Here is a 22,625-nt window from a genome sequence, read left to right as displayed (position 1 = left end):
GCTGGCTGGCGCTTACCGGACGATGGCCTGCTGGGCCAGCGCCTGATTGATCGTCACGCCATATTCCGACTGCAGCTGGCCGACCATCTGATCGAGGATGTCGTCACCGGCCGCATTGGCGACCTGTGCGATCTGCTCGTCTTCGTTGAGCGGCACGCCGCCGGTCGGCTGATCGCGAACGGCAGTGACCGTCAGGAGGATCTGCGTGGACGGGTCTGCACCCGAGGCCGTCGCTACCGTGCCCTGCGGGCCGGAGAAAGCGGAAGTGATTGCGGTCGTGCCGAGAACGGCATCATCGCTGCGGCGGGTGATGCCGGCCTTGCTTTCAACCACAAGCCCAAGTTCGGTGGCAATCTCTTCCAGCTTGCCTCCGTCAGCGATGCGCTTGCGCAGGCTCTCGGCCTTGGCGCCGAGCGCAATGCGCTGCTGCTCCGCCGTCCAGTCGGTCACGGCCTTTTCGCGCACTTCGGAAAGCTCGCGATCACGCTCGGCCTTGATATCGGTGACTTCGAACCAGATGAAGCCGTTGCTGCCGAGGTTTACCGGCAGTGCCTCGACGCCGACATCGGTGCGGAACACTTCGGTCAGCAGCTTGTCACGTTCCGGAATGCCGGCAACTTCCGTCTCGCGGTTGTCCAGACCACGGCGATCGATATCGGTGACGGACGAGGACTGGAGCTTCAGCTGCTCTGCCGCTTCCTTGAGCGTCGAGCCACCGGCGCGCAGGTCTTCGAACTGGTCATGCACCGTCGTGATGTCGGCGATCGCGGCAGATTCGGCGAGTGCCGCGCGGATTTCTTCCCGGACCTCGTCGAGGCTCTGGGTGCGACCTTCCTTGATATTGGTAATGCGCAGGATGACCGGACCGAGCGCTCCGTCGACAACGGCCGTGGTGCCGCCTTCGGCCGTTACGGCAAAGGCCGCGTCGGCGAGAGCAGGATCGGGAAGACGGTCACGGGTGAAGTCGCCGAGCAACACGTCGCCGGCGGTCTTGCCCTGGTCAGTGACCAACTGGTCGAAGCTGGTGCCGTTCTGCAGTTCCTGCAGGGCGGCCTCGGCCATTTCACGGTTCTCGAAGGAAAGCTGTTCGATCGTGCGGGTGCCGGCGATCTCGTAGGTCGCCTTGCGGCGCTCATAGTCTTCGCGGATCTGCTCGTCCGTGATCGACGCCGTGTCGGCGATGTCGGCCGGCTCCAGCTTTACATAGTTGAAGCTGCGATATTCCGGCGCGCGGTAGCCCGACTTGGTCGTCTCGAACCAGGCAGCAAGCGTTGCATCGTCAGGCGCCTTGACCGGTTCGATATTGGCGTTGGTCAGCAGCAGGTAGTTGATGTCGCGGTTTTCGTAGCGATAGGCCTTCAGCGCATCGACAAGCACCTTCGGCGCAACGAAGCCGTCTGCGGTGGCGTCGACGATCTGGCTGCGGATTGCGACACGCGAGCGCTCCTGGATGTAGTCGTCTTCTCTGAGGCCCGCATTGCGAAGACGCGACGAGAACAGCGCCCGGTCGAAGCTTCCGGCTGCATTCTTGAACGCCGGATCATCGGCGATCAGCTGGGCAAGGCGATCCTGTGAAAGACCGAGATTCATGTCCGAGGCGAGCTGGTCGAGCGCAGCACCCGCTGCAAGCTGCGAAAACACCTGGGACTCGATGCCGAAGGCACGGGCCTGCTCGGTGGTGAGCTGCATTCCAAACCGGCTGCTCATGTCCGAGACCTGCCGCTGATAGGCGAAAGCAAAGTCACTGGACGACACAGTCTGATCACCCACGGCAACAACGGTGTCCGACGTGTTGCTGAACAGGGATGCCGAAACGCCCCACACGCCGAAGGAAACGACGAGCAACAGAAGCAAGATCTTGGCAAAGATGGTTTGGGAAGCTTTTCGCAGAATGACGAGCATCGGGACGCATGAACCTCATTGTAAACCTTCGTCCGGGACGAAGCAGGTTGACTTCCTTAGAACAAACCTTTCGGGAAATGAAGGCATTTAGCGGCGAAATGCGCAGCCATCACGGTGAGTTTGATCGCATCCGACTGTCCGGAGCGCAAAGGCGTCAGCTGAAACGAAAGAAGGCCGGACTGAGCCGGCCTTCTCCAAAGATTGCGATGTAAGCGTCTTAGCGTTCCGAGAGCGCCTTGTAGTCGCGCTGCGGCGCGCCGGTGTAGAGCTGGCGCGGACGGCCGATACGCTGCTGCGGATCTTCGATCATCTCGTTCCACTGTGCGATCCAGCCGACGGTGCGGGCGAGCGCGAAGAGAACGGTGAACATGGTCGTGGGGAAGCCGAGCGCACGCAGCGTGATGCCCGAATAGAAGTCGACATTCGGGTAGAGCTTCTTCTCGATGAAGTAGGGATCGTTGAGCGCGATCTTCTCGAGCTCGAGAGCCACCTTCATCAGCGGATCATCGCCATGGCCGGTCGCTTCGAGGACCTCGTACATGGTCTTCTGCATGATCTTCGCGCGCGGGTCATAGTTCTTGTACACGCGGTGACCGAAGCCCATGAGACGGAACGGGTCGTTCTTGTCCTTGGCCTTGGCGATATATTCCGGAATACGGTCAACCGAGCCGATTTCCATCAGCATGTTGAGGGCGGCTTCGTTGGCGCCACCATGAGCGGGGCCCCAGAGGCAGGCGATGCCGGCTGCGATGCAAGCGAACGGATTGGCGCCCGACGAGCCGGCGAGGCGCACGGTCGAGGTCGATGCATTCTGCTCGTGATCGGCATGCAGGATGAAGATGCGGTCCATGGCGCGCGCCAGAACCGGATTGACCTGGTATTCTTCGCAAGGCACGGCAAAGCACATGCGCAGGAAGTTCGAGGCGTAATCCAGATCGTTCTTCGGATAAACGAAGGGCTGGCCGATGTGATACTTGTAAGCCATCGCAGCGATCGTCGGCATCTTCGCGATCATGCGCAGCGAGGCGACCATGCGCTGATGCGGATCGGTGATGTCGGTCGAGTCGTGATAGAAGGCGGAGAGTGCGCCGACCGTGCCGACCATGACCGCCATCGGATGGGCGTCACGGCGATAGCCGGAGAAGAACTTGCTCATCTGCTCGTGCACCATGGTGTGGTGCGTGACGCGATAATCGAAGTCCTTCTTCTGGGCTGCCGTCGGCAGTTCGCCGTAAAGAAGCAGGTAGCAGACTTCCAGGAAGTCGCCCTTTTCCGCGAGCTGTTCGATCGGGTAACCGCGATGCAGCAGCGTGCCTTCGTCGCCGTCGATATAGGTGATCTTGGATTCGCAGGAGGCCGTGGACGTAAAGCCCGGATCGTAGGTGAACGTGCCCGTGTGCTTGTACAGGGCCGCGATGTCGATAACGTCTGGGCCGATCGTTCCGGCCTTGACGCTCAGGTCGACCGTCTTGTCACCGAGTTTCAAAGAAGCGCTTTTGTCCGTCATGCTGATCCTCCGGTATTGGCGGGAAGGCGTCTCAAAAAAGCCGCCATCGGTTAAGCGTGTCGATGTAGCTATATGATACCGAAGTTAATGCCAAGCTATCCAAAGGGCAAATTGTGCGTCGCGAAAACAGCAACAATCGAACCGATCGGTTCTAATCGTTTAAAGCCCGGATAGGCAGCAGAATCACCCCTTCGCGCACGCTATGATTGCTCTCGCTTTTCGCCTATCCTGTGCCCGGATGGGGTGGCTTCGCTCGGACGAACCGAATGGTCGACGTGGCAGAAAGACAGGGGGTAGGGCATGCAGGGCCCGGCGAAACGCTGGCCCGCAGGGATCTGCCGCGTGCCATCGATCAGCTGCCCGCGCATCGACCTACAGCATCCGGAGCCGTGGTCCGCAGCCGCAATAGACTGGGGCGGATTGGGCTTCATATCAGGCAGTGCACAACGGACGAGGTTCGCCATGGGCATCTCTTCCTCTTCGTGCCGGTCTGCCTGGGCGCAGGCGCTGCAATCTGGTTTTCCGTCAAGAGCCCGCCTTCTGCTTGGGTTCTTTTTTCCATCCTCACCGTGCTTTCGATCCCACTCGTGCGGTCGCTCAGACACACCGCCTCGCACATCCTCCTTTGGAGCATATGTCTGACTGTCATCGGGATGCTGCTGGCGGAGTGGGAGACCCGCCGACTGTCGACTGTGATCCTTGACCAGCCGCTCGTCACAACCGTGAGCGGGATCGTCGAGCGAAGGGAGCAGGGCGCAGCCGGCGAATGGCGCTACACTATGCGGATCCTGCAGACGGTCGAGCCAACGGTGCGGCGCCCGCCCGAACGTGTGAACCTGCTTGCCCGCAGCAAGCATGTGCCGGCCGCGATCGGGGAGCGCCTTACTGGCCGCGCGCGGCTCTCTCCCCCGTCCGGTCCGGCCCTGCCGGGTCTCAACGACTTTGCCTTCCAGAGCTACTTTGCCGGAATCGGTGCTGTTGGTTTCTTTCTCGGCCCACCGAAGCTGGAGCCGGGAGGGCAGGGGGATGCCGTGGGCCTCGCTGCACGCTTCGATGCGGCTTTGTTTTCGCTCAGAGACCGCATTTCGAATCGCATCCGCGAAGTCCTTCCCGGAGACCCCGGAGCCTTCGCCGCCTCGATCATCACCGGCGAGCGTCGCTCCGTGTCGGAGAACGCGACAGAGGCGCTGCGGGTCTCGGGACTTGCGCATATCACCGCGATCTCCGGTCTCAACATGGCGCTTGCGGCCGGTATCTTTTTCGTCGGCTTGCGTGGCCTGCTCAGCCTCGTGCCTGTTCTGGCCCAGCGCTATCCGATCAAGAAGATCGCGGCGGTGGGCGCGCTCATCGCGACGACCGGCTATGTTCTGATCTCCGGCTATCAGGTCTCGGCGCTCCGAGCCTATCTGATGACAGCAATCATGCTGACGGCCGTGCTTTTCGACCGGCCCGCCATCAGCCTGCGCAATCTCGCCCTGGCGGCGGTTGCCATCCTCTGTGTCCAACCGTCCACCGTCATGGGGCCGAGCTTCCAGATGTCGTTTGCGGCGACCGCCGGATTGATCGCGGGCTATGCCGGGTGGCGGGCAAGGCCGCGCGCGATCCTTCCGCCTGCGCGGTCTGTCGGCATGCGGATTGCAGCGGCAAGCGCCACATTTGTCGGTGGTACGCTTGCGACCTCCCTCATCGGCGGGATGGCAACGGCGATCTTTGCCATCACCCACTTTCACCGGCTCTCGACTCACGGCCTCGAAGCCAATCTCGCTGCAATGCCCCTGATCTCAATCGTCGTCATGCCCGCCGGCTTCATCGCCATGCTGATGATGCCGCTTGGTCTCGATGCGCCATTCTTTTGGGTGATGGGGCAGGGATTGGAACTGGTGCTGCTGGTCGCACACACCGTGGCCGGATGGGGTGGAGGCTACGTTTTCCCGCGATTGCCGGCCTCGTTCCTGATCGGCACGGTCGCCGGGATGCTGCTGCTGACGCTCCTGCGCACGCGCCTTCGCCATGCAGGCACGGCGTTGATCGCTATTACCGTCGCTGCAACATGGTGGGCACCGCCGGAGAAGCCAAGCGACGTGCTGATCAGCGAAGACGCACGCCTCGTGGCCGTCTGGACAGGGGAAGACCGAGGTGCCAGCCTCGCCACCAACCGCACGCGGCCGTCGGCCTTCCTGTTCGATCAGTGGCAGCCCGTCCTCGGTATCGACAAGCCCGTGCCGCCTCTGATGCTTGAGCTCGGGCCATTGCCGCCGTCACCCGATTGGCGCCTGGGCGAGACATGGACGGATGTCCAGCAACAGGAAGCAGAAGCGATCTTCGACCGCCTGATCACCTCGGCCGAGACCAGCCGCTTCGTCTGCATAAGTCAGGCGTGCGCGTTGAAGCTGATATCCGGAAAAACACTGATGACGGTCGACCGTTCCGAACTTCTCGGCGCAGCGTGTGACCGCGCCGATCTGGTCGTCCTCGCCGCGAGGACCCGGCAAACCTATTGCCGATCCGGTGCGGTTCTCTTCTCGCAGACCAGCCTGAGGGCCACTGGCGCTATCGAGATCTCAGGCATCGCAAACATGCCGCAAGGCCTGGCGATCAAAACTTCTTTCGAGGGGGCGGCGCGGCCTTGGACCGCGCACCGCCTTTATGACTGGCGAACCGGACAGGCCGATATAGAGCACCTAGCGCCTGAACCATTCAGCCGCGGCATGAAACGGCCGCTAGCGGACCCCATACCCGACATCAATGATAGCGGCGAATAAGCCCCACCAGCTTGCCCTGGATCTTGACGCGATCCGGCGGGAAGATGCGTGTTTCATAAGCCGGGTTCGCGGCCTCAAGCGCGATCGAGGCGCCTCGGCGGCGGAAGCGCTTCAATGTTGCTTCCTCGTCATCGACGAGGGCTACGATTATGTCGCCCGGATTGGCATTCGAGGCATTGCGAATGATGACCGTATCGCCGTCGAGAATGCCGGCTTCGATCATCGAATCACCCTTGACCTCAAGGGCGTAGTGATCCCCAGCGCCGATCATTTCGGCAGGCACCGTGATGTCATGCGTATTGTTCTGGATAGCCGAGATCGGCACACCGGCCGCGATTCGCCCCATGACCGGGACCGACACAGACGAGCTGCTCTCTTCCACCGGCGGCTTGGTGAGGCTTGGTGGCGGCGTCTTGCCGAGGCTGCCCTCGATCACGCTAGGCGCAAAGCCGCGACGCGGCTGCAGGCTCGGCGTATAGGCTTCCGGGAGCTTGATCACCTCGAGCGCACGAGCCCTGTTCGGCAGGCGGCGGATAAAGCCGCGTTCTTCGAGAGCCGTGATCAGTCGATGGATGCCGGATTTCGATGCGAGGTCCAGCGCATCCTTCATCTCGTCGAAGGACGGCGGGACACCCGATTCCTTCATCCGTTCGTGGATGAAGAGAAGCAGTTCCTGTTGCTTGCGCGTCAGCATATGTGGAGCCCCTTAGGGTGAAACAAATCCAGAACAGACACTATATGTTCCATTTGTGTTCCGCAAGTGGATAAATTTCCGTGAAGAGCCGGTGAGAAAATGCGATAGCCCGAGATGAAACTTGGCAACAAGACAGGATCGGCGCGCGGCGCTGCCAAAAAGACGTCTCGCATGCCGTGAGACCCTTTCGGGAAGTGGGATATGCTGAAAGACATCGAAAAGATTGTATTGGGCAAGCAGACCGCCGACCTGACCTCGGCCGAGAAGAAGGTGTTGAGCAAGGCGCGCGAACGCCGGACGGTCTCGACCAATGCCGGCGAGGACTTTCTAGCCGGCGCCACCTTCGGCCAACGTCTCGCGGATGCGATCGCGAGGGTCGGCGGATCCTGGGCTTTCATCATCGGGTTCATGCTCTTCCTCGTCGCCTGGGTATTCCTCAACACGGTCCTTCTTTCGACGCGCGCGCTAGACCCCTATCCCTTCATCTTTCTGAACCTCATTCTGTCCATGCTGGCGGCCATCCAGGCGCCGATCATCATGATGAGCCAGAACCGTCAGACGGAGCGCGATCGCTTCATGGCGGCCAAGGATTATGAGATCAACCTGAAGGCCGAGATCGAGGTCTTGGCGCTGCACCACAAGATCGATGAGCAGGTCCTAAAGGAACTGCGTGAGACCCGCGAGGAGATCGATGCCCTGCGCAAGGCGGTCGAGGCCCTTTCAAGCCGACCGAACAATTCCTAAATCTAGCTTCTGAAACAGAGACAAGTCATGTCCCATCCCATGTCTGCGCCGCGCGCCATCGATCACCTCGTCCTGCCCGTGGTCGATCTAGAGACCGGCCGAAACCGTCTGAACCAGCTCGGCTTCACGGTCGCCGCCGACGCGCGCCATCCCTTCGGCACAGAGAACGCCTGCGTCTTCTTCGCCGACGACACCTATCTTGAGCCGCTCGCCGTCGGAAGTCGCGAGGATTGCCTGGAGGCGCAGCGCAACAACAATGTCTTTGTGGCGCGCGACCAGGCCTTCCGCTTTCGTCGCGGTGAGGGGCTTTCTGCCTTCGTCGTCAAGACCGATGATGCGGCAGCCGATGATGCGCATTACCACGCCGAGGGGCAGAGCGCCGGTCCCTTGCTCGAATTCGCGCGCCAGTTTCGCTTCCCTGATGGTCGAACGGCGGAAGGCGCCTTTCGACTTGCCTTCGCAGCGGATCTGAGGGCGCCGGATTTCTTCGCCTTTGCCTGTGAGCGCGTGAACCCGCTTCCCGCTGATCGCGGCGCCCTGACTGTCCATCAAAATGGGTCGACGGGTTTAAAGCGGATCGTTCTGGTCGAGGAAAACCCGAGCGACTTCCAATATCTGCTGGAAATGGTGCTTGAGCAGCGCGACGTCACCGCCCACTCCTTCGGCCTCTCGATCGAAACCGCCAATGCGGCCGTCGATGTTCTGACGCCCGAAGGCTTCTTCGCCCATTACGGCCAGGATCTTCCCCTCTCAGAGCGTGGTCTCCTGGGTGCAGCGGTGGTCATCTCCACCGCTGATCTCGGCGTGACAGAAGCCTGCCTCGCTGCTAATGGCGTCCACTATCACAAAACGGGCGCGCGCCTCGTTGTCGCGCCGGAAAAGGGGCAAGGCGTGACCTTCGCCTTCGAGGAGTTGAAATGAGCGTTTCTCCCAATTCGGAAGTCGTGGTCGGTGAAGGCGCGGGCAAGGCCGTCTTCTCGCAGAAGGGCCGTTTCGCCCTGATCGCAGGTCCCTGCCAGATGGAAAGCCGCGATCACGCCTTCATGATCGCCGGCCAGCTCGTCGAGCTCTGCCGCGAACTCGGCCTCGGCCTCGTCTACAAGTCCTCCTTCGACAAGGCGAACCGCACCTCGCTGTCCGCCGAGCGCGGCATTGGCCTGGAAACGGCAATGGAAGTCTTCGCCGACATCAAGAAGGAATTCGGCGTTCCGGTTCTCACTGACATCCACACCGAAGAACAGTGCGCTGCGGTCGCCCCGACCGTCGACATCCTGCAGATCCCGGCTTTCCTCTGCCGCCAGACAGACTTGCTTGTTGCTGCCGCCAAGACCGGTCGCGCGATCAACGTCAAGAAGGGCCAGTTCCTCGCCCCCTGGGACATGAAGAACGTCCTCAACAAGATCACCGGTTCCGGCAACCCGAATGTGCTGCTCTGCGAACGCGGCGCCTCATTCGGCTACAACACGCTCGTCTCCGACATGCGCTCGCTGCCGATCATGGCCGCCATGGGCGCGCCCGTTGTTTTCGATGCCACCCACTCGGTGCAGCAGCCGGGCGGGCAGGGCGGCTCCTCCGGTGGCCAGCGCGAATTCGTCGAGACGCTTGCCCGGGCGGCAGTCGCCGTGGGTGTCGGCGGTCTCTTCATCGAGACTCACCAGGACCCGGACAATGCGCCTTCGGATGGTCCGAACATGGTGAAGATCGGAGACATGCGCCGGCTCCTGGAAAAACTCATCGCCTTCGACGAGATCGCCAAGGCATCCTGATCGGCCTTCCGCGGCGCTTCAATCGGTTGAACCGGAAGCGCCGTAGGCAGTTGCAGTTTAAATCGATTAGATTTCGTTCATTCCGCTCCCTATCCGTCATTGTATTTTCCCGATCATCGGATAAGAGAGGATGACTCACAGGCGGGTCCGGTGGCTTCTTGCCCGGTGATCGGCCTTCGGAGCCTTGTCCAATTTCCGTCTACAGGGAGCGAACATGACCGCCATTACCGACATCATCGGCCGCGAGATTCTCGACAGCCGCGGCAACCCGACCGTCGAAGTCGACGTCTACCTCGAAGACGGCAGCATGGGCCGTGCGGCTGTTCCCTCGGGCGCCTCGACCGGCGCGCATGAAGCCGTCGAGCTGCGCGACGGTGGCTCGCGCTACCTCGGCAAGGGTGTCGAAAAGGCAGTCGAAGCCGTCAACGGCGAGATCTATGATGCGATCGGCGGCCATGATGCCGAAAACCAGATCCAGATCGACAACCTGATGATCGAGCTCGACGGCACGCCAAACAAGGCGCGCCTCGGTGCAAATGCGATCCTCGGCGTCTCCCTCGCCGTCGCCAAGGCTGCAGCCCAGTCTTCCGGCCTGCCGCTCTACCGTTATGTCGGCGGCCCGAACGCCCACGTCCTGCCGGTTCCCATGATGAACATCATCAACGGCGGCGCCCATGCCGACAACCCGATCGACTTCCAGGAATTCATGATCGTGCCGGTTGGCGCCGACACCATCCGCGACGCCGTTCGCATGGGCTCGGAAGTCTTCCATACGCTGAAGAAGCAGCTCGCGGCCGACGGCCACAACACCAATGTCGGTGACGAAGGCGGCTTTGCCCCCGGTCTCGCATCGGCTCCGGCAGCCCTCGACTTCATCATGAAGTCGATCGAAAAGGCCGGCTACCGTCCGGGCGAAGACATGCACATCGCACTCGATTGCGCCTCGACCGAGTTCTTCAAGGACGGTAAGTACATTCTCGAAGGCGAAGGCCGCACGCTTGAGCCGGAAGCCATGGCCGAATACCTCGCGGAACTGGCTGCCAAGTACCCGATCTTCTCGATTGAAGATGGCATGGCAGAAGACGACTGGGATGGCTGGAAGGCTCTGACCGACAAGATCGGCAAGACGGTCCAGCTCGTAGGCGACGATCTCTTCGTCACCAACTCGGCCCGTCTGCGCGACGGTATCAAGATGGGCGTTGCCAACTCCATCCTGGTCAAGGTCAACCAGATCGGCTCGCTCTCGGAAACCCTCGATGCCGTCTCGACCGCACATCGCGCTGCATACACAGCCGTGATGTCGCACCGTTCGGGCGAAACCGAGGATTCCACGATCGCCGATCTCGCAGTTGCCACCAACTGCGGTCAGATCAAGACCGGCTCGCTTGCCCGCTCCGACCGTACCGCCAAGTACAACCAGCTGATCCGCATCGAGGAAGAGCTCGGCCCGCAGGCGCGTTACGCAGGGTCTTCCATCCTGCGCGGCTGATCGCCTTCGCATCCATTCTGAAAGCCCGTGCCGGTTCCCCGGCGCGGGCTTTTTCTTTCAGGTGTGGAACAGGGTCAACGATCGGTTAAGACATGCCCGCTAATCTGAACGGGAATTTCAGTTTCGCGTTTCAGGGCATTTGTCGGCATGTGGACCAGACATCACAAAAAGAAGAAATACGGTCGTCTCGTTCTCCCCGCCGTCACAATCGCTTTCCTGTCCTATTTCGGCTATCATTCCATTCATGGCGACTATGGCCTCAGGGCCGGTCAGGAATTCGAGCGTGTTCGCAAGGAGCGCGCAGCCGAGCTCGACAAACTGGTGGCGCAACGGACTGTCCTCGAAAAGGAAGTCAGCCTGTTGAGTGATGGCTCGCTGGATGAGGATATCATCGACGAAAAGGCGCGTTATCAGCTCAATATGTCCCGCCCGGATGAAATCGTCATCTTCAACACCTATTTCTGATTAACCTGAATTCAGTTAATCGTAAATTTTTTAGTCATTACAGTTGCTTGCGGCGAATGTGAGCCATGCATTTATGGCATTGCCGCCGTCGTCTTTCTTCCCTATTCTGTGTTCAACTTTGGACCATAATAACCCATGGGAGGGATGCATGGCGCCTCGCAAGCCAGCAGCTGCGAACGGTCGGAAGTCTTCCGCCAAATCGGCCGGCAAGGAATTCACCGGGAAGAACTCACCTGAATTTGGAGCAGACGAAGAGCTTCACGCCTATCGTGAAATGCTTCTGATCCGCCGTTTCGAAGAGAAGGCCGGCCAGCTTTATGGCATGGGCTTTATCGGGGGCTTCTGTCACCTTTACATCGGCCAGGAAGCTGTGGTCGTCGGCATGCAGATGGCGCAGAAGGAAGGTGATCAGGTCATCACCGCCTATCGCGACCACGGACACATGCTCGCAGCGGGCCTCAGCGCTCGTGGCGTCATGGCCGAGCTCACGGGTCGCCGCAGCGGCCTGTCGAAGGGCAAGGGCGGCTCCATGCACATGTTCTCGAAAGAGAAGCATTTCTACGGTGGCCACGGCATCGTCGGCGCGCAGGTTTCGCTCGGAACCGGTCTGGCCTTCGCCAACAAGTATCGCGGCAACGACAACGTCTCTGTCGCCTATTTCGGCGACGGCGCTGCGAACCAGGGCCAGGTCTACGAGAGCTTCAACATGGCGGCCCTTTGGCAGCTGCCGATCATCTACATCGTTGAAAACAACCGTTACGCCATGGGCACCTCGACGGCCCGCGCCACGGCCCAGTCAAACTACTCGCTGCGTGGCTCCGGCTTCGGTATCCCCGGCGTCCAGGTCGACGGCATGGATGTGCGTGCGGTGAAGGCTGCCGCCGATGAGGCGCTTGAGCATTGCCGTTCCGGCAAGGGTCCGATCATTCTGGAAATGCTGACCTATCGCTATCGCGGCCACTCGATGTCCGACCCGGCGAAGTACCGTTCCAAGGAAGAAGTGCAGAAGATGCGGTCGGAGCAGGATCCGATCGAGCAGGTCAAGGCCCGTCTCCTCGAGAATGGCTGGGCCTCAGAAGACCAGCTCAAGGCGATCGACAAGGATGTGCGTGACATTGTCGCGGACAGCGCCGATTTCGCCCAGGCCGATCCGGAGCCGGATGTTTCCGAGCTCTACACCGACATTCTTCTGTAATCGGGGAGGGAACCCATGCCGATCGAAATTTTGATGCCCGCCCTTTCTCCGACAATGGAAGAAGGCACGCTTTCCAAGTGGATTAAGCAGGAAGGCGACACCGTAAAGTCTGGCGACGTGATCGCCGAGATCGAGACCGACAAGGCGACCATGGAGGTGGAAGCCGTCGATGAAGGCGTACTCGGCAAGCTGCTGATTGCGGCCGGCACCGAGAACGTTAAGGTCAACACGCCGATCGCCGTTCTCCTGCAGGATGGTGAAAGCGCCGATGCGGCACCCGCTCCGAAGGCAGCACCTGCTGCCGCCGCGCCGGTATCCGCTCCGGCTGCCGAAGCGCCTGCTGCTGCTGCCGCCGTTCCGGCAGCTCCGAAGGTGGAAGTCGCTGCCGATCCGGACGTTCCGGCCGGCACCGAAATGGTGACGATGACGGTGCGTGAAGCGCTGCGCGAGGCCATGGCCGAGGAAATGCGCGCCAACCCTGACGTCTTCATCATGGGTGAGGAAGTCGCCGAATATCAGGGCGCCTACAAGATCACTCAAGGGCTGCTGCAGGAATTCGGCGCAAAGCGCGTCGTCGACACCCCGATCACCGAGCATGGCTTTGCCGGTCTCGGAGTTGGTGCTGCCATGGCAGGCCTGAAGCCGATCGTCGAATTCATGACCTTCAACTTCGCCATGCAGGCGATTGACCACATCATCAACTCGGCTGCCAAGACGCTCTACATGTCCGGCGGCCAGATGGGTGCGCCGATCGTCTTCCGCGGCCCGAACGGTGCAGCTGCCCGTGTTGGCGCCCAGCACAGCCAGGACTATGCGGCCTGGTACAGCCAGATCCCGGGCCTCAAGGTCGTCATGCCCTACACGGCAGCTGACGCCAAGGGCCTGCTGAAGGCTGCTATCCGCGATCCGAACCCGGTCATCTTCCTGGAAAACGAGATCCTTTACGGTCACTCCTTCGAAGTGCCGAAGATGGATGACTTCGTCCTGCCGATCGGCAAGGCGCGCATCCACAAGACCGGTAAGGACGTGACCATCGTTTCCTTCGGTATTGGCATGACCTATTCGGTCAAGGCCGTCGAGGAACTGGCGAAGGAAGGCATTGACGTCGAGCTGATCGACCTCAGAACCATCCGTCCGATGGACCTGCCGACCATCATCGAATCCGTCAAGAAGACCGGTCGCCTTGTCACCGTCGAGGAAGGCTATCCGCAGTCCTCCGTCGGCACCGAAATTGCGACCCGCGTCATGCAGCAGGCCTTCGACTATCTGGATGCACCGATCCTGACGATCGCCGGCAAGGATGTTCCGATGCCTTACGCGGCCAATCTCGAAAAGCTGGCTCTGCCGAGCGTTGCCGAAGTCGTTCAGGCCGTCAAAACCGTCTGCTACAAGTAAGGGGGCAAGGTCATGCCGATCAATATCACCATGCCGGCCCTGTCTCCGACGATGGAAGAGGGCAATCTGGCCAAGTGGCTGGTCAAGGAAGGCGACAAGGTCAAGTCCGGCGATGTGATCGCCGAGATCGAGACCGACAAGGCGACCATGGAAGTGGAAGCCGTCGATGAAGGCATCGTCGCAAAGATCGTTGTTCCCGCCGGCACCGAGGCCGTGAAGGTCAACGCATTGATCGCGATCCTCGCCGAGGAAGGCGAAGACGTGGCCGCCGCCGCCGCTGGTGGCGGCTCGTCCGCGCCGAAGGCTGAGGCGGCTCCTGCTCCTAAGGCTGAAGCAGCACCTGCACCTGCTGCTGCACCAGCCGCAGCGCCGGCTCCCGCAGCCGCGTCGGCTGCTCCGGCAGCGTCGAGCGGGGAGCGGGTCTTTGCCTCGCCACTCGCGCGCCGCCTCGCCAAGGAAGCCGGTCTCGACTTGAAGGCTGTCTCGGGCTCCGGTCCGAAGGGCCGCGTCGTGAAGAGCGATGTCGAAAAGGCCGTCAGCACCGGTGGTGCAAAGGCCGCACCGGCTGCAGCCGCAGCTGCGTCGAGCGCAGCTCCTGCACCGGTTCTGGCCAAGGGTGCGTCGGAAGAGGCGGTGCTCAAGAACTTCGCCGAAGGCTCCTACGAGCTCGTGCCGCATGACGGCATGCGCAAGACGATCGCCAAGCGCCTGCAGGAATCCAAGCAGACCATCCCGCACTTCTACGTTTCCGTGGATTGCGAACTGGATGCCCTGATGGCGCTTCGTGCCCAGCTGAACGCCGCTGCCCCCGAAAAGGACGGCAAGCCGGCCTACAAGCTCTCGGTCAACGACATGGTGATCAAGGCCCTGGCTCTCGCACTGCGCGACGTGCCGGATGCCAACGTCTCCTGGACCGACACCAATATGGTCAAGCACAAGCATGCCGATGTCGGCGTGGCGGTCTCGATCCCCGGCGGCCTGATCACACCGATCATCCGCAAGGCCGAGGAAAAGAGCCTGTCCACCATCTCCAACGAGATGAAGGACCTCGGCAAGCGCGCCAAAGATCGCAAGCTGAAGCCCGAGGAATATCAGGGCGGTACGACTGCCGTGTCCAACATGGGCATGATGGGCGTGAAGAGCTTCTCGGCCGTGGTCAACCCGCCGCATGCAACGATCCTCGCGGTCGGCGCCGGCGAAGAGCGGGTGGTGGTCAAGAAGGGCGAGATGAAGGTGGCAAACGTCATGACCGTGACGCTCTCGACCGACCATCGCTGCGTCGATGGCGCGCTCGGTGCCGAGCTGCTCGGTGCCTTCAAGCGCTACATCGAAAATCCGATGGGCATGCTGGTCTGATCCGGGGGCGGTTAAGATGAAGACCGTTCTTGCCTATGGCGATAGCCTGACATGGGGATACGACCCGGTGAACCTGGGTCGGCATGCCCACGAGGACCGCTGGACGAGCGTCTTGCAAAAGGCGCTCGGTCATGGGGTCCGGGTGATCGCCGAAGGCCTGAACGGCCGCACCACAGCCTATGACGACCATCTGGGCGATTGCGAGCGCAACGGAACCAAGCTGCTTCCGACGCTTCTCGCCACGCACAAGCCGATTGATCTCGTGATCATCATGCTGGGGACGAATGACCTCAAGCGTGGCATCCAGGGAACGGCCATCGGTGCGACCAGTGGCGTCAAGCGTCTCGTCAAGCAGGTGCAGAAGCACGACTGGGGTTTCGAGTTCGAAGAGCCCGAAATCCTGATCGTCGCACCGCCTGCGATCCGCGAGACGGCCAATTCGGTGTTCGGCGCCATGTTCAACCACTCGGTGGAAGAAGGCGCCATGCTGGCCAGCATGTATCGCGACGCAGCGGACGAGGCCGGATGTGCCTTTTTCGATGCCGGATCGGTCGCAGAAACCACGCCGCTCGACGGCATCCACCTGGATGCCGAGAACACGCGCGCCATCGGACGCGGTCTTGAGCCGATCGTCCGCATGATGCTCGGGCTTTAACGAAAACACGGCGTCCTGAACTCTCCGTCAGGGCGCGTTGATCAAAATCAAGGAGGTCTTGTGCGCTGCGTCTAACCTGAGCCCATCAACCCCGACAAGAGGAGATGGGATCATGTCGAACACACCGCACGAACTGGCAGTGGAATTCCCGGAACACGTCGCGCTGATGCGTCATCTGAAGGAAACGGATGGTCACTTCGCAAGATTGTTCGAAACCTATCATGAGGTGAACCGGGCCATCCACCGCGCCGAAACCGATGTCGAGCCTGCAGACGACTTCCACATCGTGGAAATGCGCAAGAAGCGGATGCAGCTCAAGGATGAGATCTACGGGATGTTGGTTCATCATGAACCGGAAGCCGAGAAGCCTGCAGTCTGAGGTTCTCGCTTCCAGTCCCGAACCGGGCCTCCGCCGCCAAACGCGCGGAGGCTCGCAGAAAACCGAGGAGTGGAAGCGCCCATGTCGAATGCTTACGACGTCATCATCATCGGCTCCGGCCCCGGCGGCTACGTCACCGCTATTCGTGCAGCCCAGCTCGGCCTGAAGACCGCAATCGTCGAGCGCGAGCATCTGGGCGGCATCTGCCTCAACTGGGGCTGCATCCCGACCAAGGCGCTTCTACGCTCGGCCGAGATCCTCGATCACGCCAATCACGCAAAATCCTACGGCCTGACGCTGAACGGCACGATGACCGCCGACGTCAAGGACGTGGTCGCCCGTTCGCGCGGCGTCTCGGCTCGCCTGAACGGCGGCGTCGCCTTCCTGATGAAGAAGAACAAGATCGACGTGATCTGGGGCGAAGCCAAGTTGACCAAGCCCGGCGAAGTCGTCGTCGGCAAGATGACCAAGCCTGTCGTGGAGCCGCAGAACCCGATCCCGAAGGGCGTTCTGGGCGAGGGCACCTACACAGCCAAACACATCATTGTCGCGACTGGTGCGCGTCCGCGTGCGCTTCCCGGCATTGAGCCGGATGGCAAGCTGATCTGGACCTATTTCGAAGCGATGAAGCCGGACTTCATGCCGAAGTCCATGGTCGTCATGGGATCGGGCGCGATCGGTATCGAATTCGCCTCCTTCTATCGCTCGATGGGCGTCGACGTCACCGTTGTCGAGCTGATGGCCAACATCATGCCGGTCGAGGATGTGGAAATCTCCACCTTCGCACGCAAGCAGCTGGAAAAGCGCGGCCTGAAGATCATCACCGAAGCCAAGGTCTCCAAGGTTGAAAAGGGCGCAAACTCCATCACCGCCCATGTCGAAACCAAGGACGGGAAGGTCCAGACGATTACCGCTGACCGCCTGATCTCCGCCGTCGGCGTTCAGGGCAATATCGAGAACCTCGGCCTCGAAACGCTCGGCGTGAAGACAGATCGCGGCTGCATCGTCATCGACGGCTATGGCAAGACCAATGTGCCGGGCCTCTATGCGATCGGCGACGTCGCAGGCCCCCCGATGCTTGCCCACAAGGCCGAGCATGAAGGCGTCATCTGCATCGAGAAGATCGCTGGCCTGCCGAACGTTCACCCGATGGACAAGGCTAAGATCCCCGGCTGCACCTATTGCAACCCGCAGGTCGCCTCGGTTGGTCTGACGGAAGCCAAGGCGAAAGAGCAGGGCCGCGAGATCCGCGTTGGCCGTTACTCCTTTGCCGCCAACGGCAAGGCGATCGCACTCGGCGAAGACCAGGGCATGATCAAGACGATCTTCGACAAGAAGACCGGCGAACTCATCGGTGCCCACATGGTTGGCGCGGAAGTGACCGAGCTCATCCAGGGCTTTGTCGTCGCGATGAACCTCGAGACGACAGAAGAAGAGCTGATGCACACGATCTTCCCACATCCGACGCTGTCGGAAATGATGAAGGAAAGCGTGCTCGACGCCTATGGCCGGGTGCTCAACGCCTAAAGCCCGGTTGTGAAACGGAACCTCGCCGCCTATATGAGCGGCAGGGTCCAAATTGACGATCCGAAGGGAGTTCGACGTGGCAGGTTTTGAAGTCGGCATTATCGCGACGATCTTCTTCGGCGGCCTCGCTGGCTGGCTTGCCGGCAAGCTGATGGACATGCGCTTCGGCGTCTTCATGAACATCGTGATCGGCATCGTCGGTGCGGCAATCGCAGCCGCAATCTTCCGTCGCCTCGGCATCTTTGTCGAAGGTGACTGGCTCGGTTATCTGCTCACCAGCTTCGTCGGTGCCAGCATCCTTCTCTTCATTGCCCGGCTTGTCCGGCGGTAATCTCGATCAGCCGCACGAGCGGCGGGACAGGGTTTTGACCATGGTCACCATTCTCGACAGGACCAATCTTTCGAACGCGGCACCCCTGGTGCCCGCAGACGAAAAGCGTGTGCGCCATCCGGAGAAGGCCCACAAGCCCGACACCGAAGTGCTGCGCAAGCCGGAATGGATCCGCGTCAAGGCGCCGACCTCGAAGGGCTATCACGAGACCCGCGAACTCGTCCGTTCCCACAAGCTGGTGACGGTCTGCGAAGAGGCCGGCTGCCCGAATATCGGCGAGTGCTGGGACAAGAAGCACGCGACCTTCATGATCATGGGCGAGATCTGTACCCGCGCTTGCGCCTTCTGCAATGTCGCGACCGGCAAGCCCAATGCGCTCGACCTGGACGAACCGGAAAACGTCGCCAAGGCCGTCCGCCAGATGGGTCTGCAGCACGTCGTCATCACCTCCGTCGACCGCGACGATCTGGCTGATGGCGGCGCTGAACATTTCGAGAAGGTGATCTGGGCCATTCGTGCCGCGTCGCCGCAAACGACGATCGAGATCCTGACCCCGGACTTCCTCAAGAAGCCCGGTGCCCTGGAGCGTGTTGTCGCGGCCAAGCCCGACGTCTTCAACCACAACATGGAAACCGTACCCGGCAACTATTTGACCGTCCGTCCGGGCGCGCGCTACTTCCACTCCGTGCGTCTGCTGCAGCGGGTCAAGGAGCTTGATCCTACGATGTTCACCAAGTCTGGCATCATGGTTGGCCTTGGCGAAGAGCGGAATGAAGTCCTGCAGCTGATGGACGACCTGCGCACGGCCGACGTCGACTTCCTGACCATCGGCCAGTATCTCCAGCCGACCCGCAAGCACCACAAGGTCGAGCGCTTCGTCACGCCGGAAGAGTTCAAGTCCTACGAGGATATCGCCTATACCAAGGGCTTCCTGATGGTGTCCTCAAGCCCGCTCACCCGGTCTTCCCACCATGCCGGCGATGACTTCGCACGGTTGAAGGCGGCGCGGGAGAAGCTGCAACTGGTTCGTACCTAGGCTGCCCTGTCGGTTTGGATGAAATCATGATAAGAGATTTCAAGGACAAACTGACGGAGCAACTTTTCAAGACGTCGAACGTTCGAGCGCTCCCGCCAGACGTCGTTGAGCGGGCCCGGCGAAAGCTGATGGCAATAAACGCCGCTCACGATCTCGGTGACTTGCGCGTACCGCCGAGCAATCGGCTGGAGAAGCTGAGAGGCAATCGAGAAGGCCAGCATTCGATTCGGATCAACGATCAGTGGCGAATATGCTTCCGATGGGTCGATGGCGATGCTTACGACGTCGAAGTTTGCGACTACCATTGAGGTGCCAGATGCTGCAGTTGCCTGATGAGCCCATCCATCCCGGTCGCGTCCTTTTCGATGATTTCATCGCTGACTTCGGGCTGGCGTGCGCGACGGTGGCTGCGGAGACCGGTATCCCCTTGCCTGCGCTCGAATCGCTGGACAAGGGCGATGCCCATGTAACGGCGGAGATGGCGTTGCGGTTGGGGCGCTATTTCTCGACAAGTCCTGAATTTTGGCTGAACCTTCAGCGGACCTACGACCTTGCTCAGGCAAGCAAAACCGCGAAGGGGCTTGATCAGATCAGGCCCGTGGCCGCAGCTTGACGGTTGCTCCGAATGTTGGAGATCCCGCTCGGAAATGATGCCGCGATGCAATTGCGTGACGCTCGACGCATCTGCGTCATCGGCTCATCAGGCGCCGGAAAGAGCACGTATTCCCAGTGCCTCGCATCCTCGCTCAATCTCACTTACGTTTCGCTGGACAGGGATGTGCGCTGGCTGCCCGGTTGGCAGGAGCGGAGCAGGCAAGAGCAGCGTGAACGCTTGAGTGCCTTGGTTGCGGACGAGGCTTGGGTCATAGACGGCAGTGGTTCGTCGTCCTTTGATATAAGGCTGCCGCGCACCGATCTTATTGTGTGGCTGCGCCTTTCCAGGTGGAAATGCCTTCTGGGCGTTGCCAAAAGAGTGGCGCGGTACAAAGGTACAGTCAGACCTGATATGGCCGAAGGTTGCCCTGAACCTTTGCCCGACCGCGAATTCCTCTCCTACATCTGGAACTTCGAACGCCGCTACGTTCCACGCATCATCCAGGAAATCGATCGCCACGGCCCGTCCGTGCCCGTGATCACCCTCAAATCCCACGGCGAAATGGCGCACCTGCTTGATCTCGCGGGACTTCCTCATTAAGTCCCGCTTCATGCCACAATTCGAAACCCGCCGTCCCGTCAAGCACTCGCCCGACCGCATGTATGCTCTCGTCGCCGACATCGAGCGCTATCCGGAATTTCTGCCGCTCTGCGAAGCGCTGTCCATCCGGTCGCGTCGCGAACGCGATGGCAAGGAATTGCTGCTCGCTGACATGACGGTGGGCTACAAGGCGATCCGCGAGACCTTCACCACACAGGTCCTGCTGACGCCCTCCGAGCGCACCATCGATGTCAAATACATCGAGGGGCCCTTCAAGTACCTCGACAATCGCTGGCGCTTCGAAGAAACGGCGGATGGCGGCTGCTCCGTGCATTTCTACATCGACTACGAGTTCAAGAACCGCATCCTCGGCGCGCTCATGGGCTCGATGTTCGACCGTGCCTTCCGCATGTTCTCGGAAGCCTTCGAGGAGCGTGCCGACAAGATCTACGCCGGGGTCTGAGCCGCGGCCGAGAGCATTTCAAGCGCAGTCCTGACGGTCCCAAGCCGCACCTGATCCCGGCCGATCTCGCCGTAGCGCATCTCCCGGTGATCGATGAGGCCCGAGCGGGTCTTCAAGGCGAGATGCACGAGGCCAACCGGCTTCTCCGCCGAGCCGCCGCCCGGTCCGGCGATGCCGGTGACGGCCACAGCAACCTCGGCACCGGAACGCATCAGCGCCCCATGCGCCATCTGCAGCGCCGTCTCCTTCGAGACGGCGCCGAAGGCCTCCAGCGTCGATGCTGAAACGCCGATCAGATCCATCTTGGCCTGGTTCGTGTAGGTGACGAAACCGCGGTCGACGACGGCCGACGAACCGGCGATCTCGGTCAGGGCGCCGGCAATCAATCCGCCAGTGCAGGACTCAGCTGTCGCGATCATCCAGCCCCGGTCTTGATAGGCGGCAATGATCTCAGCGGTCTGCGCCTCGATGTCGTCGGGATAGAGCCCCATCACTCTGCACCGCGGAACACGACCGTCGCAGTCGCGATCGCCGCGATCCCCTCGCGCCGGCCGACAAAGCCGATCGTCTCGTTGGTCGTCGCCTTCACCGAGCAGCGATCAAGCGAGATGCCGAGAATTTCCGAGAGCTTTTCCCGCATGGCCTGGCGATGGGGTCCGATCTTAGGTGCTTCGGCAATAAGCGAAATATCTGCATTCATGATCGTGCCGCCGGCCTCGCGCACGATCCTGGCGGCATGCTCCAGGAAGATGCGCGAGGGCGCACCCTTCCACTGCATGTCCGAAGGTGGGAAATGATCGCCGATATCACCGGCACCACAGGTCGCGAGCAGCGCGTCCGTCAGCGCATGCAGCGGGACATCGGCATCCGAATGTCCTTTGAGCCTCTGGTCGTGCGGAATGAAGATGCCGCAGAGGGTAACGCCGTCACCGGCTTCGAGCTGGTGCACGTCATAGCCGTTCCCGGTGCGAACATCGGGCAGGGTGGAGCCCCGCAATTTCTCGTCGGCCATGGCGATATCCCTTTGCACGGTGAGTTTAACATTGTCGATCGAGCCCTCGGCGAGATGAACCGGAATGCCGGCCCATTCCGCGATCGACGCATCGTCGGTGAAATCCGCAGCATGCTCTTCGGCTGCCCGTTCGTGGGCGGCTAGGATGGTCGCATAGTGAAAGCTCTGTGGCGTCTGGGCGGCGAAAAGATCCTTGCGCGGAACGGTCGCTCCAACGATACTGGAGGTGTCGGCGCGCTTGATCGTGTCGGAAACGGGCAGGGCTGGCAACACGGCCTTCTTGCCGGCTGCAAGTTCACGGGCGCTCCGCTCCAGAAGAGCTGTATCGACGAAGGGCCGGACGCCGTCCTGGATCATCACATGCTCGATGCCGCGATCCTGCAAGGCACGCAGGCCGTTCAGCACCGAAGCCTGTCGCGTCGCGCCACCCGTCACGATGATCAGATCCTCTCGTTGGGGTAAATCGGCGACGGCAGCCTCGAGCAGCGCCCGATCGTCAGGGTGGATCACCACGGCAATCGGACCACTTCTGGGCCAGTCGAGGAAGATTTTGAGCGTGTGCCAGATGACCGGCTTGCCGCCGATCCGCCGGTATTGTTTGGGTCCTTCGATCGAGGCGCCGGCGCGTTCGCCGCGTCCTGCGGCAACCACCACGACCCCGATTGTTCCGCTACGCCCTTGCTCCATCGCCCTGCCTGGTCCATGACACATTTTCTTCGCAACCGTGCTCTATCGGCTCGGCATCAGCTTTT

At 61.1% G+C, this 22,625-nt stretch carries 23 protein-coding genes; 18 read left to right on the top strand and 5 right to left on the bottom strand.

Annotated elements, in window-relative coordinates; genetic code table 11:
- Positions 1–12 precede the first annotated feature (12 nt).
- The gene (locus AC02Y0_RS08410; protein ID WP_476383468.1) at positions 13–1,902 is read right to left on the bottom strand and encodes a peptidylprolyl isomerase; all 1,890 of its coding nucleotides are present in this window, start codon (positions 1,900–1,902) and stop codon (positions 13–15) included.
- A gap of 217 nt (positions 1,903–2,119) precedes the next feature.
- Positions 2,120–3,409 carry a citrate synthase gene (gltA, locus tag AC02Y0_RS08405; RefSeq protein ID WP_102020019.1) on the bottom strand — a complete coding sequence of 430 codons (1,290 nt, stop codon included), beginning with the start codon at positions 3,407–3,409 and terminating at the stop codon, positions 2,120–2,122.
- A gap of 266 nt (positions 3,410–3,675) precedes the next feature.
- Between gltA and AC02Y0_RS08400 the strand changes: the two genes are divergently transcribed.
- Positions 3,676–6,171: a ComEC/Rec2 family competence protein gene (locus tag AC02Y0_RS08400; RefSeq protein ID WP_476383467.1), complete on the top strand. Its 2,496-nt coding sequence runs from the start codon at positions 3,676–3,678 to the stop codon at positions 6,169–6,171.
- On the opposite strand, the gene lexA is transcribed toward AC02Y0_RS08400, so the two are convergent.
- Complete coding sequence (gene lexA / locus AC02Y0_RS08395; RefSeq protein WP_102020021.1) at positions 6,152–6,865, bottom strand: transcriptional repressor LexA; 714 nt, start codon at positions 6,863–6,865, stop codon at positions 6,152–6,154. The two genes, AC02Y0_RS08400 and lexA, sit on opposite strands and share 20 nt — an antisense overlap.
- Before the next feature lie 201 nt (positions 6,866–7,066).
- On the opposite strand from lexA, the gene AC02Y0_RS08390 reads away from it, so the two are divergent.
- The 17 genes from AC02Y0_RS08390 to AC02Y0_RS08310 all read left to right on the top strand — a co-directional run bounded on the left by AC02Y0_RS08390 (position 7,067) and on the right by AC02Y0_RS08310 (position 20,861).
- Entirely contained in the window at positions 7,067–7,609 is a 543-nt protein-coding gene (locus AC02Y0_RS08390) for a DUF1003 domain-containing protein (protein ID WP_476383466.1), read from the top strand.
- Positions 7,610–7,636: 27 nt separating this feature from the next.
- Positions 7,637–8,530, top strand: a complete 894-nt coding sequence (locus tag AC02Y0_RS08385) for a VOC family protein (RefSeq protein ID WP_476383465.1) — start codon at positions 7,637–7,639, stop codon at positions 8,528–8,530.
- Positions 8,527–9,375 (top strand): 3-deoxy-8-phosphooctulonate synthase, encoded by an 849-nt coding sequence (gene kdsA, locus AC02Y0_RS08380; protein WP_476383464.1) that lies wholly within the window; start codon positions 8,527–8,529, stop codon positions 9,373–9,375. Before AC02Y0_RS08385 ends, kdsA begins: the two co-directional genes overlap by 4 nt.
- A 214-nt stretch (positions 9,376–9,589) precedes the next feature.
- Positions 9,590–10,864, top strand: a complete 1,275-nt coding sequence (gene eno / locus AC02Y0_RS08375) for a phosphopyruvate hydratase (protein ID WP_476383463.1) — start codon at positions 9,590–9,592, stop codon at positions 10,862–10,864.
- Positions 10,865–11,011: 147 nt separating this feature from the next.
- Positions 11,012–11,329: an FtsB family cell division protein gene (locus tag AC02Y0_RS08370; protein ID WP_102020026.1), complete on the top strand. Its 318-nt coding sequence runs from the start codon at positions 11,012–11,014 to the stop codon at positions 11,327–11,329.
- Positions 11,330–11,477: 148 nt separating this feature from the next.
- Entirely contained in the window at positions 11,478–12,524 is a 1,047-nt protein-coding gene (pdhA, locus tag AC02Y0_RS08365) for a pyruvate dehydrogenase (acetyl-transferring) E1 component subunit alpha (RefSeq protein ID WP_102020027.1), read from the top strand.
- Between the two features lie 15 nt (positions 12,525–12,539).
- Positions 12,540–13,919, top strand: coding sequence for a pyruvate dehydrogenase complex E1 component subunit beta (locus AC02Y0_RS08360; RefSeq protein WP_476383462.1), 1,380 nt, complete (start codon positions 12,540–12,542; stop codon positions 13,917–13,919).
- Between the two features lie 12 nt (positions 13,920–13,931).
- Positions 13,932–15,275: a pyruvate dehydrogenase complex dihydrolipoamide acetyltransferase gene (locus tag AC02Y0_RS08355; RefSeq protein ID WP_476383461.1), complete on the top strand. Its 1,344-nt coding sequence runs from the start codon at positions 13,932–13,934 to the stop codon at positions 15,273–15,275.
- Positions 15,276–15,291: 16 nt separating this feature from the next.
- Positions 15,292–15,930 (top strand): SGNH/GDSL hydrolase family protein, encoded by a 639-nt coding sequence (locus tag AC02Y0_RS08350; protein WP_102020030.1) that lies wholly within the window; start codon positions 15,292–15,294, stop codon positions 15,928–15,930.
- A 112-nt stretch (positions 15,931–16,042) separates the two neighbouring features.
- Entirely contained in the window at positions 16,043–16,309 is a 267-nt protein-coding gene (locus AC02Y0_RS08345; protein WP_444557144.1) for a YdcH family protein, read from the top strand.
- Positions 16,310–16,390: 81 nt separating this feature from the next.
- On the top strand, positions 16,391–17,836 hold the full coding sequence (gene lpdA, locus AC02Y0_RS08340; RefSeq protein WP_476383459.1) for a dihydrolipoyl dehydrogenase: 1,446 nt from the start codon (positions 16,391–16,393) through the stop codon (positions 17,834–17,836).
- Positions 17,837–17,912: 76 nt separating this feature from the next.
- The gene (locus AC02Y0_RS08335; RefSeq protein ID WP_172450126.1) at positions 17,913–18,167 is read left to right on the top strand and encodes a GlsB/YeaQ/YmgE family stress response membrane protein; all 255 of its coding nucleotides are present in this window, start codon (positions 17,913–17,915) and stop codon (positions 18,165–18,167) included.
- Positions 18,168–18,207: 40 nt separating this feature from the next.
- On the top strand, positions 18,208–19,203 hold the full coding sequence (lipA, locus tag AC02Y0_RS08330; protein WP_476383457.1) for a lipoyl synthase: 996 nt from the start codon (positions 18,208–18,210) through the stop codon (positions 19,201–19,203).
- A 26-nt stretch (positions 19,204–19,229) separates the two neighbouring features.
- Positions 19,230–19,511 (top strand): type II toxin-antitoxin system RelE/ParE family toxin, encoded by a 282-nt coding sequence (locus tag AC02Y0_RS08325; protein WP_476383456.1) that lies wholly within the window; start codon positions 19,230–19,232, stop codon positions 19,509–19,511.
- Between the two features lie 8 nt (positions 19,512–19,519).
- Positions 19,520–19,816: a HigA family addiction module antitoxin gene (locus AC02Y0_RS08320; RefSeq protein ID WP_476383455.1), complete on the top strand. Its 297-nt coding sequence runs from the start codon at positions 19,520–19,522 to the stop codon at positions 19,814–19,816.
- A gap of 12 nt (positions 19,817–19,828) precedes the next feature.
- Positions 19,829–20,398 (top strand): P-loop NTPase family protein, encoded by a 570-nt coding sequence (locus tag AC02Y0_RS08315; RefSeq protein ID WP_476383454.1) that lies wholly within the window; start codon positions 19,829–19,831, stop codon positions 20,396–20,398.
- 10 nt (positions 20,399–20,408) lie between these two features.
- Positions 20,409–20,861: a type II toxin-antitoxin system RatA family toxin gene (locus AC02Y0_RS08310; protein WP_476383453.1), complete on the top strand. Its 453-nt coding sequence runs from the start codon at positions 20,409–20,411 to the stop codon at positions 20,859–20,861.
- Here AC02Y0_RS08310 and AC02Y0_RS08305 read toward each other — a convergent pair.
- Positions 20,846–21,352 (bottom strand): CinA family protein, encoded by a 507-nt coding sequence (locus AC02Y0_RS08305; RefSeq protein ID WP_476383452.1) that lies wholly within the window; start codon positions 21,350–21,352, stop codon positions 20,846–20,848. The two genes, AC02Y0_RS08310 and AC02Y0_RS08305, sit on opposite strands and share 16 nt — an antisense overlap.
- Positions 21,352–22,560, bottom strand: a complete 1,209-nt coding sequence (locus tag AC02Y0_RS08300; RefSeq protein WP_476383451.1) for a bifunctional 2-C-methyl-D-erythritol 4-phosphate cytidylyltransferase/2-C-methyl-D-erythritol 2,4-cyclodiphosphate synthase — start codon at positions 22,558–22,560, stop codon at positions 21,352–21,354. Before AC02Y0_RS08300 ends, AC02Y0_RS08305 begins: the two co-directional genes overlap by 1 nt.
- Positions 22,561–22,625: the final 65 nt, after the last annotated feature.

The organism is Allorhizobium sp. nf9_anc (assembly GCF_056323085.1).
This window is presented reverse-complemented; position numbering and strand designations above follow the sequence as displayed.